Genomic DNA, 18,118 nt, shown 5'->3' with positions numbered 1-18,118 from the left:
ATTTTTTAAGCCAATGATGTTTTTCTGTTTTATAATAGAGAGTGTAAAATGTGGACATAGTGTAGATAGATATGTTTGAAGGGAAGAAAAAAAATGTTTCAAGATATATCAGTTGATGAATTAAGGGAGTTGCAGAAGAAAAAGCCACTTGCAATTGTTGATGTGCGCTCACCTTCTGAATTCGCCGAATCCAATATACCTGGCAGTGTTAATATCCCGATATTTACTGATGAAGAGCGGGCTGAAATAGGGACAGTTTATAAGCAAATCAATCCAGATGCTGCGATGGAAAAAGGACTTGAAATTGTATCTGCCAAGCTTCCGAACTTTATCAAGGAGTTTGCAAATCTTCCTGAGGAGGAGAAGGTCGTTTATTGCTGGCGTGGTGGAATGCGCAGTAAGACATCTGCAACACTCATTGATTTAATGGGAATCAATGCAAAACGCCTGATCGGAGGAATTCGCGGGTTTCGGACTTGGGTCGTTGAAAACTTAGAAGAGCTTGAGAACAATTTTAAGCCAAAGGCTTTAGTGATAAATGGATATACAGGTTCGGGAAAAACAAAAATTTTAAATGATCTTCAAGAAAAGGGCTATCCGGTCATGGATTTAGAAGGCATGGCCAACCACCGTGGATCAGTGTTCGGGATGATTGGGAAAAATCCACATAATCAAAAGGTGTTTGATCTGATGTTTGTGGAGCGTGCACTTGAACTGAAAGATTCTCCATATGTCTTATTGGAGGCTGAAAGCAAGCGAGTTGGAAGAGCAACATTACCCGATTTTTTACTAAACATTAAAGAACAAGGGTATCATATTTTTGTTGACCTACCAATGGAGGAGCGGGTTTTAAACATTTTAGAAGATTATCGGCCTTGGGAATTTCCGAAAGAGTGCATGTCGGCATTCCAACGAATTAAAAGAAGAATTCACACTCCAATTGCAGCGCAGATTGAAAAAGATCTTGAAACCGGAGATTACAATTCAGCTGTAAAATTACTATTGGAATATTATTATGACCCGAGATACCATTATACGGCGGAACAAATAGCTGAAGACAGAAGTACTGTCTTACATGTGAAAAACGTGGAAGAAGCTACAAGAATGATCGAAGAATTTATCGCTGAAAAAATTACAAAAGCTCCTACGAATTAACGTTAAGACGACTACAACCTAGTGCCCTTAGCACTAGGTTTTTTGGTAATTATTTAGCATTTCATTAGACTAATGAATCATATATTATTTTTCTAGGAAAAGACGGACATATACTTGTCAGCTTTCGTCGAATGTTTTTTATCGTAATTCAAAATTAGGGGGAACTAATAGATGACAAAGCACAAATTCAAGAAGTCTATCATTAGCGGTACAGTAGCATCAGCACTTATTCTTTCATTGGCAACACCTGCTGCATTTGCTAACGAAGACGGAACACAAGAAACAGGTGTTGAAGAAATTCCGGTTAATTACGGTACGGCTGAAGATGTCGTAGCTGAGGAAGAAGTAATCGAAGATAACTTAAGTGAAGAAGCAACTGAGGAAGTAACTGAAGGTGAAGAAGTAAGTGAGGAAGACGCTACTGAAGAAGTGGCAACAGAAGATGGAGAAGTTGCAGAAGAAGAGGAAACTGAAGAGGAAGTTCAAGCTGAAGAAGCACCTTCTTTAGTACCTGGCGATTTCTTTTATTTTGTAAAAATTATGATTGAAAAAGTACGTCTTGCAGTCACTGTTGATGATTATAAGGAAGCAAAACTATTAGCTGATTTTGCGGCTGAGCGTATTGCTGAAGCAAATGCTCTATTTGCTGAGGGTAAAACAGAAGAAGCTGAAGAACTTCTTCAAAAAGCAATCGAAACTCAGGAATCTGCAACAGAAAATTTAACAGAGTCAGAAGAGCCTGCAACTGAAGAAACAGAGGTTACAGAAGAAGAGGCAGTTGAAGATGAAACAGCTGATACTGAAGAAGTTGTGGCAGAAGATGATGTAAAAGAAACTGTAGTTGAGGATTCTGAGAAAACAGAAGTAGAAGTAAAGCTTGCAAATAACATTGATGCATTATCTGCTGCTTTAGCAAAGGTTAAAAATCCAACTGCTCAACAAGCATTAATGAAAAATATTCAAAAATCATTTGCTAAATTAGATAAAAAACTTGCGAAACTAGAGAAAAAAGCAAAAAGATTTGCTGCTAAACACAAAGAAGAAAAAGCGGTTGAAGAACCAACTGAAGAACCGGTCGTAGAGCAAGAAGTCGTAGTTGAAGAAGTTGCGACAGAACCAGTAGTAGAAGAAACGGAAACAACTGAAACAGAGGTTCAACCTGTAGTAGCTGCTCCTGTTCCTGTAGTAGAAAAGAAACAAGAAAAAGTAAATGAAAAGCGTGAACAGGCTCAGCAAAAAGCGCAAGAAAAGCAACAACAAGCACAAGAGAAAAAAGCTGAGAAACAACAAAAGGCTAAAGAACACAAGCAAAATCACCAAAATCACAATGCAGGTAAGAACAAGGCTAATAGTCAAGGAAACAATGGAAACAATAACGGCCAAGGAAACAATGGCAACGGTAATGGAAAAAACTAAAATCTAAGTAACGGACTATCTTTTAGAAGGATGAAATCAAATCGATTTCATCCTTTTTTCCTTTTTGGCGAGATCGACTTTTTTACATAAATTAGCTAAAAATTTTTAATGTGTTATGATTAGAGGAGTACCTACCTGAGGAGGACGGATAAAATGATTAACATTAAAAGTAAGGGTTCTAACAAATTTGCGTTTGAGAATGAGCGAGCTCTTTGTTTGACACAGGTTATCGATAGGCAGGAAAACAATGTCACCAAGAAGATGGTTGTACGTGATAAAAAAATGGGTTTTGATTTTTCCGTGATTATACCTTTAAAACTGAAAAAAAATGGAGATGTTCACCACTATCCATCAAAGGACTTTACGGTTAGAGGCAAAAAGGTTGGGAAGAAAAATACGATGGCTAAATATTATGAATCCCTAGGTGAGTGGGAATCTTTTAAGAGTGAATTTTTTGATAAGTATAGTTTGACAGTAAATGAATGGATCTATAGGGAAGCAAATGCAAAATAGTTCCACGAAATGAGTGGAAAACGGAAATGTTAAAAAGAGCGTAGGTTTGAAAGTCACTTAGTTGTGATTCAAATCTATTGCTCTTTTTTACATTATGAGTGGAAAACAGCTTATATCTTTTAACATTCTGTATAATGCATTCATACCTGGAAGAAAGTAAAATAGACACAAAGTTCATTTTTTTAGGACAATAGTTTATATTTCTGAAGTAAATAGTGGTATGTTTTGAAAACGCTTTCTATTTAAAGGGTTTATAAAATTGCAAATAAGTGCCTCTGTCATTTGCAATTTTTACTATAAGAAGGAGGTAAATCTATGAGCCATTCAAACGGAAGAATTTCGTATCAGGATTTAAAATTGAATTTCAATGAAGTGACCCCTGGCCTAACGAACCGTGAAGCTATTGAAGAATCCAATCGCTGCCTTTATTGCTATGATGCCCCCTGTATAACAGCTTGCCCTACTGGAATTGACATTCCTACTTTTATTAAAAAAATCGCTTCTGGAAACCTAAAAGGATCAGCAAAAACAATTATGACATCTAACCCTATAGGAGCAAGTTGTGCCCGTGTTTGCCCTACGGAGGAGCTTTGTGAGGGGGCTTGCGTCTTAAACCACTCCACCAAACCAATCATGATTGGTGATTTACAAAGATATGCAACGGATTGGGCTATCCGAAATGAACAGGTACTATTTGAACCGGGTAAGAAAAATGGGAAATCAGTTGCCATTGTCGGAGGTGGTCCTGCAGGGCTTTCAGCTGCTAGAGAACTTGGATTACTAGGCTATGATGTTACCATTTTCGAAGCAGAAGAGAAGGCTGGCGGTTTGAACACCTATGGCATCGTTTCTTTTAGACTACCACAGGAAATTTCATACTGGGAAGTTAAGCAAGTTGAAAGCTTAGATGTGAAAATACGCACAAATACGAGAGTTGGTGAGGATATTTCTGTAGAGGAAATCCTTGAAAACTTCGATGCTGTCATTCTAGCAATTGGAATGTCAAAGGTCCCTTCCCTCGGCATCGATGGTGAAGAATTAGAAGGGGTCTATGATGCGATTGAGTTTGTAAAAGAAACAAAAACAAAGCCAATTACAGATCGATTTCTAGGTAGCAGGGTTGTCGTAGTCGGTGCTGGGAATACAGCAATAGATGGTGCGACATGCTCAGTCAGGTTAGGGGCAGAAAACGTAAAAATCCTCTATCGAAGAACGATTGAAGAAATGACTGCCTATGATTTTGAATATGAATTTGCCAAACAAGATGGTGTTGAATTTAGATGGTTAACAGCACCTAAGAAAATCATTGGGGATGAACAAGGACGCGTTAAAGCAATTGAATGCATCAAAATGGAGCTAGGTGCGCCTGGAGAAGATGGCAGAAGACGTCCTATACCAGTTGAGGGGTCTGAGTTCATTTTAGAGGTAGATGTGGTGATTAAGGCAATTGGGCAAACAAGATATACAGAACTAATCGAACAATTTGGACTTGAGCATGATGGGGGAGTTGTGAAAGTCAATCAAGAAACTCTTCAAACATCTAATAAAAAAGTATTTGCATGTGGGGATGTGATTTTTGGAAAAGGCCAAGGAGAAGCAATGGTTGTTTCTGCTGCACAACAAGGCAAGGATGCAGCATATGCCATTCATAAGGCAATGGTTGGTGCAGTATCAGAAATCGCGTAATAAATATAGGCAAAAGGAGGTTTATCGATGGCAGATTTACGAATTAATCTAGCAGGGATCGAATCCCCCAATCCGTTTTGGTTAGCATCTGCACCTCCAACAAATTCCGGTTATCAAGTCCAACGTGCATTTGATGCTGGATGGGGCGGAGCAGTGTGGAAGACATTAGGTGACCCGATTTTAAATGTTACGTCACGATTTGGAGCAGTAAGCTTTAATGGACAGCGAGTAGCGGGCTTTAACAATATTGAACTGATCTCGGATCGTCCACTAGAAGTGAACTTAAAAGAAATCAAAGAAACAAAGAAGCTCTTTCCGAATCATACGATCATAGCTTCATTAATGGTTGAACCGAAACAAGAAAAATGGCATGAAATCGTAAAAAGAGTCGAAGAAGTGGGCGTAGATGGATTAGAGCTCAACTTTGGCTGTCCACATGGCATGGCTGAAAGAGGAATGGGCTCAGCATCTGGGCAGGTGCCTTCACTTGTAGAACAACAAACCTATTGGGTTAAAGAAGTAGCACAGACACCGGTCATTGTTAAGCTAACGCCAAATATTACGGATATCACGGCTACTGCAGAGGCTGCTACTCGAGGTGGCGCAGATGCGATTAGCATGATCAACACGATTAATAGTCTAGCAGGCGTTGATTTGGATACGTGGAACACGATTCCACATGTTGGAGGAAAAGGAGCCCATGGCGGGTATTGTGGGCCTGCTGTAAAGCCAATTGCGCTTAATATGGTCGCTGAATGTGCTAGAAGTCCACATATCAACATCCCGATTTCCGGTATTGGTGGAATTTCAACCTGGCAGGATGCGGTTGAATATATGCTCATGGGTGCCTCAGGAGTTCAGGTGTGTACGGCTGCTATGCATCATGGTTTTAGAATTGTGGAAGACATGATTGAAGGGTTGGATAACTATCTCGAACAAAAAGGGATTGTTTCTGTCATGGATATCGTTGGGAAAACAGTTCCAAAGTATTCAGACTGGGGTGACCTTGATCTCAACTATAAAATAGTTGCCCGTATCAATAACGATATATGTATAAATTGTAATAAGTGTCATATTGCATGTGAAGACACTTCGCATCAATGTATCGATATGCTTAAGGATGGAAATGGATACAACATCCTTAAAGTAAGAGAAGAGGACTGTGTTGGTTGTAACCTATGTTCAATCGTATGCCCGGTGGATGGTGCGATTGAAATGGTTGAAGTCCCAAGTGGCTTACCTCCAATGACATGGAATGAGCGCCAGGCAGCTCTTGGTGCGGTTAGTTGTAAAGTAGACTCAGTTAAGTAATTTCTAGGGGAGGGTTATGATGAAGAAGGTTATTAAAAATGGAACCATCGTAACAGCAACAGATACGTATCAGGCAGAAATACTAGTGGAAAATGGTGTGATCAGCCAAATCGGGATGAATCTTTCGACAGAAGGTGCGGAAGTAATTGATGCTAATGGATGCTATGTATTTCCAGGTGGAATCGATCCTCATACCCATCTAGAAATGCCTTTCGGAGGGACAGTTACAAAGGATGATTTTGAAACGGGAACAATTGCCGCTGCTTTTGGCGGAACTACGACAGTTATTGATTTTTGCTTATCCAATAAAGGTGAGCCGTTAAAAGACGCGATTGATACATGGCACGGGAAGTCAAAGGACAAAGCAGTGATTGACTATGGCTTTCATCTGTCAATTGGAGAAGTAAATGATGCGGTATTAAATGAACTTCCATCCGTGATTGAAAATGAAGGGATCACGTCCTTCAAAGTATTTATGGCCTATAAAAATGTCCTTCAGGCAGATGATGAAACCTTATTTAAAACACTACTTGCGGCTAAAGAATTAGGTGCACTTGTCATGGTTCACGCTGAAAATGGTGATGTCATCGACTACCTTGTAAAAAAGGCTCTCAGTGAAGGAAAGACAGAACCAATCTATCATGCTTTAACAAGACCACAAGAAATTGAAGGAGAGGCTACTGAGAGAGCAGCAACCTTCGCAGGACTAGCGAATTCTCAGCTTTACGTCGTTCATGTTACATGTGCAGACGCTGTAAAAGCTATTACTGAAGCGAGAGAGAAAGGCTTTGATGTATGGGGGGAAACATGTCCACAATATTTAGTTCTCGATCAATCGTACCTAGAAAAGCCAAACTTCGAAGGAGCGAAATACGTCTGGTCCCCACCATTACGTGAAAAATGGAATCAAGATGTATTATGGAATGCACTTCGAACAGGTCAGCTTCAGACATTTGGTTCTGATCAATGTTCGTTTGATTTTAAAGGCCAAAAGGAACTAGGGGTAGGCGACTTTTCGAAAATTCCTAATGGGGGACCTATGATTGAAGAACGCTTAACGGTTCTTTTCTCAGAAGGCGTCAAAAAAGGAAGAATTACATTAAATCAGTTTGTAGATTTAATATCTACTAGAGTTGCGAAATTATTTGGACTGTATCCAAAGAAGGGGACAATTGCCGTTGGAGCAGACGCGGATATTGTGATTTTTGATCCTACAATTGAGCGAACCATTTCAGCTGAAACCCACCACATGGCAGTTGATTACAGTGCCTTTGAAGGCATGAAGTTTACCGGCGAACCTGTGTCTGTTCTATCTAGAGGGGAATTTGTTGTCCGTGATAAACAATTTGTTGGAAAACTTGGTGCAGGTCAATTCATTAAACGTGCAAAATACGGTGAAAATTATGAAATAACAAAGGATCAAACAGCTACAGTGTAATGTAAGTGAAAGGAGGGAGTGGATGCTCCTTCCTTCGTTTAGGAAAAAGAGAAGAGGGGAGTGTTTGTAATTATAATTCAGAATATTTAAATAATAAACAGAAAGGGTGTTGTAATGAAAAAAAGCAGTAGTTATCTGAAGTCTCCAGATTTGTTTCCAATCGGACATGGGGCTAGGAGAATAAGTGCATTCGGTTTCTCTGTGATTTGGGTAGGCATGGCTATTTTACTAGCTGCTTTTGCAATCGGAGGAGACGGGATTAAGCATCTACCTCTTGGTTGGGTGATTGTTGCAACGATTATAGGATCTGTGTTAATAGGTATTTTCATGACGTTTATCGGTGATATCGGAGTAGAGCATGGACTTTCTTTCCCCGTTTATATGAGAGCTCCATTCGGTACAATCGGTACTCATATTCCCTCGATCGTACGGGGAGTAACTGCTTCTTGTTGGTTTGGAATTAATACCTATTTTGGTGCAACCGCCATGAATGCTATTTTAAAAACTCTCGTTGGATTTGATAACTGGTTTATTTGCTTTTTATTGTTTGCCACCTTTCAGTTAGTAAACACAGCCCTTGGAATTAAGGCAATTGAGAGATTTGCAGATTTAGCTGCTCCAATCATTATCCTTATCTCGATTTGGATGTTTATTTCTCTTTCTGGGAAGGCGGCTGATCAAGGCAGAGACATTTGGACGTGGGTGGAAAGTCCAGTTACCGGAGGTGCAGCTATCACTGCATTTATGATTGTGGTTATGGCAAACATGGGCTTTTGGGCAACACTTGCTGCAGATATGCCATCGTTATCCAGATTTTTTAAAGCTCCAAGGTATGAGAGAAATTGGTTTAGACGAAACAAGGCTCAAATTGCGGGCAATGTAATTGTTATGCCACTTGTTAACTTATTTATGATTATCATTGGTGCAGTTGCATATGTGGCTGTTTTAAATTATGACCCTGTTGTTGCATTACAGGAAGCAGCAGGAGGATTCGTACTCGTTATCCTTTTATTAATGATTGTACTCGCACAATGGTCAACCAACACATCTGCCAACGTCATACCTGCAGCAACGATCTTTTCCAATGTAGGAGGACCCAAATTCCCGTTTTGGGCAGGGGTTATCACCGCAGGTATTGTAGGAATCATCGTCCAGCCTTGGAATTTATTTGGAGTCATCATTCCAGCTCTTCTTATAATTGGAGGAATTCTATCAGCTATTGTAGGAATTTTATTTACCGACTATTACGTTCTTAGAAAGAGAAGAGTTAATGTTCCGGAGCTTTATGAGAGTGAGGGACAGTACAGATATTCAAATGGAGTCAATTGGGCAGGTATGATGGCTTGGATTATTGGAGGGACTGCAGCTTATTTCTTCTCCGCATATTCGTTCTTTGTCGGATTTGGTGTGGGAGCAGTTATTTATTATGTACTAGCAAAATATTGGTATTTCAAAAAGTTTACCCAGGCAGAAATAGTTGATCCAAATGATGAAAAATATTTAGGCATTACTGTTGGACGTGACTGGGAAATCTCAGATAATGAAGAAGTTGTGATTGTATCGGAAACGACAGTAGATTCAAAGATTTAGTTTTTCTTGAAAGGGACGTATACACAGGATCTGGTTAAGTCCCTATAGACAAAACAATAGTAAAGGGGGAATCGGAATGAGCAGTGCAGATTCAAAAAAGGTTGTTTTAGGGATAAATGAAACACCACCTCCAGGGAAATTTTTAGTATTAAGCATTCAGCATTTGTTTGCCATGTTCGGAGCAACAATCTTAGTTCCGTATCTTGTTGGGTTATCCCCAGGTGTAGCCCTTATTTCAAGTGGAATCGGTACATTGACTTTTCTTGTTATCACAAAGGGGCAAGTGCCTGCCTATGTTGGGTCGTCATTTGCATTTATCGCGCCAATCATAGCTGCAACGGCAGCAGATGGTCCAGGTGCCGCAATGATTGGAAGTTTTTTAGCAGGTCTCGTATATGGGATTGTTGCTTTGGTTATTAAAGCAACTGGGCATAAATGGCTGGTTAAATTACTTCCTCCCGTTGTTGTTGGACCCGTTATCATAGTAATCGGCCTTAGCCTTGCACCAACTGCAGTAGGGATGGCAATGAATAACGCGAATGGTGAATATAGTCTTCTTCACTTTTCCGTTGCATTGGTGACCTTGCTGATTGTCATTTTAAGTTCCATCTTCCTAAAAGGGTTTTTAAATTTAATTCCCGTTTTGATTGGGATTGTAGGTGGATATGTTTTTGCTGCGATTGTTGGATTGGTTGATCTATCCGGTGTAAAGTCAGCGAAAATTTTTGAAATGCCAGATTTCCTATTTCCATTTGTTCATTATTCCCCCACAGTGACATTAAGTATTATAGCGTTAATGGTACCCGTTTCGATCGTTACATTATCTGAACATATTGGCCATCAAATGGTATTAAGTAAGGTTGTAAGTAAGGATTTGATCCAGAGACCTGGTTTACATCGCTCGATTATGGGCGATGGTCTTGCTACGATGCTTGCTGCTTTAATGGGTGGTCCACCGAATACGACGTACGGCGAAAATATTGGAGTATTAGCCATCACAAGAGTTTTTAGCGTTTTTGTTATCGGCGGGGCTGCTGTGTTTGCCATTCTGTTTGGGTTTATCGGAAAAATCACAGCACTCATTAGTTCGATACCAACAGCCGTAATGGGTGGAATTTCGCTTTTATTATTCGGAATTATCGCTGCTTCGGGATTAAGGATGCTCGTTGATAGTAAAGTAGATTTAGACGATAAGCGAAACCTGATTATTTCATCTGTTATTTTAGTGGTTGGGATTGGTGGAGCGATCATGAAGTTTACAGCAAACTTTGAAATTCATGGGATGGCTCTGTCAGCTATTTTAGGGGTTCTGTTAAATTGGGCCTTACCTGGAGGCGCAGCCGAGGAAGAAGTCAATATGTATGAGGTTGAGTTAGACCAGAAAACAACTGCACTATAAAAAAATAAGTGTGATACAAAGGAGTGACCATACATGTCAGAATACCAAATCTTTTTACAAGAAAGAGACAAAATCGATTTTTTACTTCAAAAAGGCTATAAAATGACGAGTGTAATCGAAAACCTTAGTGGAGCATTCGTAGATTTTGAGAATAATGGGCAAAAAGAAACTCTACACATTATTACACCAGAAGGGCGAAAGTATTTTGCGGTAATGCTAATTAAGCAACAACAGGAAGGTGCTTAAGAGTCTGTATCGAGACCAACGTGTCAAGGCTGGTATCTTTAACTTAAAAGATACTGGCTTTTTTATATTTATTTTCGGAGGTGAAAAAATTGGAAAACCCCCCATTTCTCTCACAATATCGTATATAATATAGGTAGTCTGAAAATTCAGTATAGGGGAGCTGTAGATTGAAATCATCTATTACCGTTGAAGATATTTTAAGTCGAAGGCATTTTGAAAACAGTAAAGTGATTGCTGGAAAAGAAGGGCTCGGACGACAAGTAAAATGGGTCCACGTTGTTGAAGTAACCAATATTAGGAATCTTTTAAATGGAAATGAATTAATTCTTTCAACTGGAGTTGCTTGGAGAGATCAAAAGGAAAAATTCATCTCAGTCATTGAGCAATTAATTGATTTACAGGCAGCAGGAATCTGTATAGAAATAGGGACATATACCTCATCGATCCCGCAAGAAATTATTGACATTGCAAATAAGTCCCATTTTCCAATTATCGTTTTTTTACAAGAAGTACAATTTGTTGAAATTACCCAAGACATCCATGGACTCCTTATTAACCGCCAATACCAAATGATTTCCAATCTAGAAAGTTATTCACAAGCATTAAATAAGAGTTTATTAACAATCGATCATTATGTTGACATCCTAAAATTTATTAGAAGCTACCTCCATGTTCAAGTAATCATCCTCTTTAATAACAATGAATCTCTCTTTATTCCAGAAGCTGCCGAACAAAAACAAATGAAACTAGTAGAATGTATGAATTCTTCGTCTGACGATTCTACCTATGTGGCGAAAAGCACCATCTATTTATTGGGAGAACGCTATGCGGAATTAGCAATCATCACGGAGGAACGAGAATTAACCGAATTTGACCACCTGATTCTAGATCGGACAGCAACAGCCCTTGCTCAGCTTTTTCTTCGCAACCTCTATGTCGAGGAAAAGCAAAAGGTGGAGGCAACTGAATGGATCAGTGATTGGTTAGAAGGTGAACAAAGCCAAGAGTCCATCAATGAATATTTAGCATTGAATTCAACAAGTAAGCCAAAGGGAGCCGTTGTTTGTATTTGTAAAATGGGTGCAATTGGCGAGTATTCAACAAGTGATTTAACCTATTTTAAAATGTTTACTAGGGCCATTTTTGAACAGCGTGGCTTTACCCTTTTTGTCACTGAAAAAAGAAACACGATTGTTTTTATTATGCTTAACGAGCGAACTACTGCGACATGGAAAGCTAGAGTTCAGGAGGGGATTCAGAGGCTATTAAACTCAGACATACAACGTGTTAAAACGAAGGTCCAACCGGTATTTGGGATTGGAAAATTTGTAGAAGAGTTAACAGATGTGCATAAAAGTTATCAAACGGCTTTTGAAACAATTCGAATTCAAAATCGGATGTCTACTCCAGCACAGAGTTATTTTTATGATGATTTACATATTTTTCGTCTAATTTCATTGCTTCATAGACATATTGATTTACAGGAAGTCGTCCTGGAATATTTAGAACCAGTCATCGCCTATGATAAAAAATATAATGGAAAGCTAATGGAAACACTCAAAACCTACTTATCATGTAACGGCTCTAAACAAGAAACTGCAAAGCGCTTATTTATTGTGAGGCAAACGCTATATCACCGGATTCAAAAACTTGAAAAACTACTAGGATCAGATTTTATGAATCACGAAAAACGACTTGCGATTGAGTTTATGATTTTATCATACGAATTTTTAGTATCATCCAAGCAATTAAAAGAGAAAAAGGAAATTTTATAACCCACTTGTGGGTTTTTTAGTGCAAAGGTATCATTCATAATGTGGAAAAATTCCAAGCAGTTATTTTACAGAATGTCTAATGAAAGCACTTTCATTTTAAAGGATAATGAGCTTATAAGGTAAGGATTTGGAATCGTACAATTACGAAAAGGAGGATATGCAAAATATGACCTTAGTTAAACGTGAAACAGATGTATTAAAAAACTATATAAATGGGGAATGGGTGGATGCGCTTGGAACAGAAACACTTGAGGTGCCGAATCCTGCAACAAAAGAAACATTAGTACGTGTGCCGCTTTCTTCGAAGGATGACGTAGATCTCGCTGTCAAAGCTGCTAGAGAAGCATTCAAAACGTGGAAAAATACCCCGGTTCCAAAACGGGCAAGGATTTTATACAAATATCATTATTTACTTACAGAGAATCATGAAAGGTTAGCAAGACTGGTTGTCCAAGAAAATGGCAAAGCCTATAAGGAAGCACATGGTGAAGTGTTACGCGGAATTGAATGTGTGGAATTTGCGGCAGGTGCGCCTACGTTAATGATGGGTGAGACATTATCCAATATTGCCGAGGATATAGACTCTGAAATGTTCCGCTACCCATTAGGAGTAGTAGGCGGAATTACCCCATTTAATTTCCCGATGATGGTTCCAATGTGGATGTTCCCTTTAGCCATTGCGTGTGGAAATACGTTTGTATTAAAGCCTTCTGAACGGACACCTATGCTTGCGAATGAGCTTGCCCGCTTATTTACGGAAGCGGGGGCACCAAATGGAGTGTTGAACGTTGTTCACGGGGCACATGATGTTGTAAATGGTTTGTTAGATCATCCAAATGTAAGTGCCATATCATTTGTAGGCTCACAGCCTGTTGCCAAATATGTATATGAGCGTGCTGCTGCGCAAGGCAAACGGGTTCAAGCCTTATCAGGTGCGAAAAACCACCATATAGTTATGCCGGACGCAGACATGCAAAAAGCGGTAGCCAATATTATCAGCTCTACATTTGGAAGTGCAGGACAACGTTGCATGGCTTGCAGTGCCGTTGTAGTTGTTGGGGACGGTGAGAAATTTGTTTCAGCGTTAAAAGACGCTGCAGATCAGCTGACGATTGGGAATGGAATGGATGATGAGGTGCTACTAACACCTGTTATTCGCGAGTCACACTTGAATAAAGTTCTGGGCTACGTGGAAAAAGGACTTGAGGAGGGTGCCGAACTCATAAGGGATGGAAGAAAAGAAATGGATGAGATGCCAGAAGGGAACTTTTTGGGACCTACTATTTTTGACCATGTAACACCAGACATGACGATTGCCAAAGAGGAAATCTTTGCACCTGTTCTAAGTCTGTTACGTGCTAAGGATTTAGATGAAGGTCTTGACTATATTCGAAAGTCACGTTTTGGAAATGGCGCCACCATTTATACAAAGGATGCGAGGGCTGTCAGACAGTTTAGAGAAGAAGCAGAAGCAGGCATGCTTGGTATCAATGTTGGAGTACCAGCAACAATGGCATTTTTCCCATTCTCGGGTTGGAAGGACTCCTTCTACGGTGACCTTCATGTAAATGGTAAGGATGGAGTGAATTTCTATACACGTAAAAAAATGATTACATCCCGTTTTGACTATTAAAGGAGGGAAGGCGGTATGACAAAGGTTTCACACGGGGAAGATCTGTTAACAAAGGATAAGGATTATGTCTGGCATTCAATGAAGCCATATAATCCGAATTCAACACTTGTGATTCAGAAAGCAGAAGGATCATGGTTAACAGATCATAATGGGAAGCGGTATCTCGATGGAATGTCAGGGCTGTGGTGTGTAAATGTGGGGTATGGCAGAACGGAACTTGCTGATGCTGCCCATGAACAGCTTAAAGAAATGCCTTATTATCCTTTAACACATAGCCATGAACCTGCGATAAAACTAGCTGAAAAGCTCAATGAAATGCTTGGAGACGAGTATGTCATTTTCTTCTCAAATAGTGGTTCGGAAGCGAATGAAACAGCTTTTAAACTAGCAAGGCAATACCATCAACAAAAAGGGGAGCACTCCCGTTACAAATTTATTTCACGCTATCGTGCCTACCATGGAAATTCAATGGGATCGCTTGCCGCAACTGGTCAAGCGCAGCGAAAGTATAAATATGAACCACTCGCGCCTGGCTTTCTCCATGTTGCACCACCTGATTTATATCGTTCGGATGAAAAAGTAGATGCAAAAGCATCGGAATTACAATCAGTAAAAGATATTGACCGTGTGATGACGTGGGAACTTAGTGAAACGATAGCAGGAGTGATTATGGAACCAATCATTACTGGTGGGGGTGTCATTGTTCCACCTGACCAGTACATGGCAGGGGTAAAGGAAGTATGTGAAAAACACGGTGCGCTTTTAATAGTGGATGAGGTCATATGTGGGTTCGGTCGTACCGGAAAAGCATTTGGATTTATGAACTATGGGGTGAAACCAGATATTATTACTATGGCGAAGGGCATTACAAGTGCGTATCTCCCATTATCGGCGACGGCCGTCAAAAAGGAAATGTATGAAGCATTCAAAGGGTCAGAGGAATATGATTATTTCCGTCATGTGAATACATTCGGAGGAAACCCAGCAGCTTGTGCCTTAGCCCTTAAAAATCTAGAAATTATGGAAAATGAAAAACTCTTTGAGCGATCACAAGATCTTGGCATTCGATTAAAAGACGGTCTAACAGCCGCTTTAGCGGACCATCCATATGTAGGAGACGTAAGAGGGAAAGGGTTATTGATTGGCATTGAACTTGTCAAGGATAAACAAACGAAAGAACCTCTTGAGGCTGATCAAGTCAATAAAGTTATTGCGGGCTGCCTAAGAAAGGGTCTTATTATCGGAAAAAATGGAGCAACAGTGGCAGGGTATAATAATGTGCTAACCCTCTCTCCTCCACTTACGATTTCAGAGGAAGACTTAGAATTTGTCCAAAGAACTGTAGTTGAAGAAATTTTAGACTTATAAAAATGAATGATCTGACACTCGTAATCTTATTTTTGGGAAAGGGATTACGGGTGTTTTTCCTACGAAAATGGAAAGGTGGATGGGGATGAGAATTGGAGTACCTAAGGAAATTAAGAATAATGAAAATCGTGTAGCCCTAACTCCTGCTGGTGTCTCACAACTGGTTCAGCATAATCACGCGGTTTTTATTGAAACAGGTGCGGGCAATAACTCAGGATTCTTTGATGAACTCTACATGGAAGCCGGAGCAATTATTGTTCAATCAGCTGCTGACGCATGGGCTTGCGATATGGTGATAAAGGTAAAAGAACCGATTCAGGAAGAATATCAATACTTTTATGACGGACTTATCCTATTTACGTATTTGCATCTCGCTGCTGATCGTGAGCTAACGCAAGCCTTAATGCAAAAGAATGTTGTGGCTATTGCCTATGAAACGGTCCAATTAGAGGATCGAAGTCTTCCTTTACTTACCCCAATGAGTGAGGTAGCTGGTCGAATGGCTACACAAATTGGCGCAACATTTCTTGAAAAAACAAAAGGAGGCAAAGGAGTCCTGCTTGGTGGGGTTCCTGGAGTAAGTCGAGGGAAAGTGACAATCATTGGTGGCGGTGTCGTTGGAATGAACGCTGCGAAAATAGCAGTAGGACTTGGTGCACAAGTTTCAATTTTGGATGTCAGTTCAACGAGATTGCGAGAGTTAGATGATATTTTTGGAAATTCCATCTCAACTCTCATGTCTAATCCTTATACGATTGGCCAAGCGGTTGCTGAATCAGACCTTGTGATTGGCGCTGTATTGATTCCAGGAGCTAAAGCACCAAAGCTAGTGACTGCAGAAATGGTTCGTTTAATGGAGGAAGGCTCAGTTATTGTGGATGTGGCCATTGATCAGGGCGGAATATTCGAAACAGCGACACATGTGACAACACATGCAAATCCTACATATACGAAACATGGAGTCGTTCATTATGCAGTCGGAAATATGCCTGGTGCTGTCCCAAGAACGTCCACAATGGCGCTCACGAATGTAACGGTTCCTTATATTCTCCAGATTGCGAATAAAGGCTATGAGCGTGCGTTTGCAGAAAATAAAGCCTTACAAAAGGGTCTAAATGTGATTGGTGGAAAAATTGTTTATGAAGGAGTTGCCAAAGCACATAATCTACCGTATGTAACTATTTAAAATAGGAGGCTGATGCTATGAATGTCCAAACACTAACCATTAATAAGGAACGGCTTGAAGAAAGAATAACAGCGTTATCGAAAATAGGGAAAATCGGTGAAACAGGTGTGTGCCGCCTCACTCTATCTAAGGAGGACCGTCAAGCCGTCGAAACGGTGAAAGGTTGGATGGAGGAAGCGGGGTTAACCGCAAGAATCGATCATTTTGGAAACTTAATAGGTAGATGGGAAGGGAATAATCCAGACGAACCCATTTTAATGTTAGGGTCACATATTGATTCTCAGCCGTATGGTGGACGATTTGACGGAGCGATTGGGGTATTAGGTGCCATTGAGGTTATTCAAACGATGAAAGAGAATCAGATTGTTCCAAACCAACCCATTGAGGTCATTGCCTTTTCTGATGAGGAAGGATGTCGTTTTAATAAAGGGTTATTTGGGGTCAGGGGAATCCTAGGGAAGCTTGAAGAAGGGGAATTAGAACGGAAGGATAAAGATGGCGTGACAAGAAGGGAGGCTCTAATTGAGTTTGGATGTGATCCATCAAAGTTTAAAGAATCAGAATATCCAAAAGGAAGCATTGGGTCATTCCTTGAGATGCATATTGAGCAAGGCCCCGTTTTAGAAAGTATGGATAAACCTATTGGAATTGTATCTGGAATTTCAGGTCCACTGTGGTTAACCGTTGAATTAGAGGGATTTGCAGGGCATGCTGGATCTGTTCCAATGCCAATGAGAAAGGATGCACTCGTCGGTGCAGCTAAAATCATCGTTGCTCTAAATGAAATCGCTAGTCAAGAACCTGGTGCTCCAACTGCTGGTACTGTTGGAAGCTTACGAGTTTTCCCAGATTCACGAAACATCATTCCGGAAAAAGTAAGCTTTACGGTGGATTTAAGGGATATTGACATAAATAGACGTCATCGGCTTGAAGCGCAATTACGCGACAAGATTAAAGAAATTACAGAGGAACATCAGCTACTTTGCAAAATTACCGAGGACACGAATAGCGAACCTCGCTATTGCGCAGAGTGGATTAAAGAGATTATGCGTAATGAGATGAAACAGATCGGATTGGAGCCAATGGAGCTTATGAGCGGTCCATTTCACGATTCACTCGCGATGTCTTATGAATGTGATTACGGGATGATTTTTGTTCGTTGTAAAGATGGAATCAGCCATAATCCAAAGGAATACTCGACTTTTGAGGATATTTCACTTGGAACGGAACTTCTGTATCGCACTACCGTAAAAATGGCACAGGAATAACAATAAAAAACGAATGTAGAACATTAATCTACATTCGTTTTTCTTCATTATTTATTTGTAAAAAAGTCTTTAAATGCCTGAGTTATTTCAATTCCTTGGAAAATGAAGAGGCTTGTCACCGTTAACGAACATAA

General features: G+C 40.0%; 14 protein-coding genes. All 14 read left to right on the top strand.

What is annotated here, in order from left to right; translation table 11 throughout:
- Nucleotides 1–93 precede the first annotated feature (93 nt).
- The 14 genes from mnmH to E1I69_RS08005 all read left to right on the top strand — a co-directional run bounded on the left by mnmH (nt 94) and on the right by E1I69_RS08005 (nt 17,984).
- Nucleotides 94–1,155, top strand: coding sequence for a tRNA 2-selenouridine(34) synthase MnmH (gene mnmH, locus E1I69_RS08070; protein WP_136379101.1), 1,062 nt, complete (start codon nt 94–96; stop codon nt 1,153–1,155).
- A 171-nt stretch (nt 1,156–1,326) separates the two neighbouring features.
- Complete coding sequence (locus tag E1I69_RS08065) at nt 1,327–2,571, top strand: DUF5667 domain-containing protein (RefSeq protein ID WP_136379100.1); 1,245 nt, start codon at nt 1,327–1,329, stop codon at nt 2,569–2,571.
- A gap of 153 nt (nt 2,572–2,724) precedes the next feature.
- Complete coding sequence (locus E1I69_RS08060; protein ID WP_136379099.1) at nt 2,725–3,084, top strand: hypothetical protein; 360 nt, start codon at nt 2,725–2,727, stop codon at nt 3,082–3,084.
- 315 nt (nt 3,085–3,399) lie between these two features.
- Nucleotides 3,400–4,770, top strand: coding sequence for an NAD(P)-dependent oxidoreductase (locus tag E1I69_RS08055; protein WP_136379098.1), 1,371 nt, complete (start codon nt 3,400–3,402; stop codon nt 4,768–4,770).
- 27 nt (nt 4,771–4,797) lie between these two features.
- Nucleotides 4,798–6,081, top strand: a complete 1,284-nt coding sequence (gene preA / locus E1I69_RS08050) for an NAD-dependent dihydropyrimidine dehydrogenase subunit PreA (RefSeq protein ID WP_136379097.1) — start codon at nt 4,798–4,800, stop codon at nt 6,079–6,081.
- 19 nt (nt 6,082–6,100) lie between these two features.
- Nucleotides 6,101–7,519 (top strand): dihydropyrimidinase, encoded by a 1,419-nt coding sequence (gene hydA / locus E1I69_RS08045; protein WP_136379096.1) that lies wholly within the window; start codon nt 6,101–6,103, stop codon nt 7,517–7,519.
- A 114-nt stretch (nt 7,520–7,633) separates the two neighbouring features.
- Entirely contained in the window at nt 7,634–9,109 is a 1,476-nt protein-coding gene (locus E1I69_RS08040) for an NCS1 family transporter (protein ID WP_136379095.1), read from the top strand.
- A gap of 76 nt (nt 9,110–9,185) precedes the next feature.
- The gene (locus tag E1I69_RS08035) at nt 9,186–10,508 is read left to right on the top strand and encodes a solute carrier family 23 protein (RefSeq protein WP_136379094.1); all 1,323 of its coding nucleotides are present in this window, start codon (nt 9,186–9,188) and stop codon (nt 10,506–10,508) included.
- A gap of 33 nt (nt 10,509–10,541) precedes the next feature.
- A complete protein-coding gene (locus E1I69_RS08030) occupies nt 10,542–10,754 on the top strand; it encodes a hypothetical protein (RefSeq protein WP_136379093.1) in 213 nt (70 codons plus the stop codon).
- 167 nt (nt 10,755–10,921) lie between these two features.
- Nucleotides 10,922–12,529: a PucR family transcriptional regulator gene (locus E1I69_RS08025; protein ID WP_136379092.1), complete on the top strand. Its 1,608-nt coding sequence runs from the start codon at nt 10,922–10,924 to the stop codon at nt 12,527–12,529.
- A 166-nt stretch (nt 12,530–12,695) separates the two neighbouring features.
- Nucleotides 12,696–14,162 (top strand): CoA-acylating methylmalonate-semialdehyde dehydrogenase, encoded by a 1,467-nt coding sequence (locus E1I69_RS08020; protein ID WP_136379091.1) that lies wholly within the window; start codon nt 12,696–12,698, stop codon nt 14,160–14,162.
- Nucleotides 14,163–14,177: 15 nt separating this feature from the next.
- Entirely contained in the window at nt 14,178–15,530 is a 1,353-nt protein-coding gene (locus E1I69_RS08015; RefSeq protein ID WP_136379090.1) for an aspartate aminotransferase family protein, read from the top strand.
- Nucleotides 15,531–15,615: 85 nt separating this feature from the next.
- Nucleotides 15,616–16,716 (top strand): alanine dehydrogenase, encoded by a 1,101-nt coding sequence (ald, locus tag E1I69_RS08010; RefSeq protein WP_136379089.1) that lies wholly within the window; start codon nt 15,616–15,618, stop codon nt 16,714–16,716.
- 17 nt (nt 16,717–16,733) lie between these two features.
- Nucleotides 16,734–17,984 carry a M20 family metallo-hydrolase gene (locus tag E1I69_RS08005; protein ID WP_136379088.1) on the top strand — a complete coding sequence of 417 codons (1,251 nt, stop codon included), beginning with the start codon at nt 16,734–16,736 and terminating at the stop codon, nt 17,982–17,984.
- The last annotated feature ends 134 nt before the right edge of the window (nt 17,985–18,118 follow it).

Source organism: Bacillus timonensis (assembly GCF_004799755.1).
GTDB lineage: Bacteria > Bacillota > Bacilli > Bacillales > Bacillaceae_L > Ferdinandcohnia > Ferdinandcohnia timonensis_A.
Note: the sequence above shows the minus strand (reverse complement) of the source record. Positions and strands in the feature narration are given on the sequence as shown.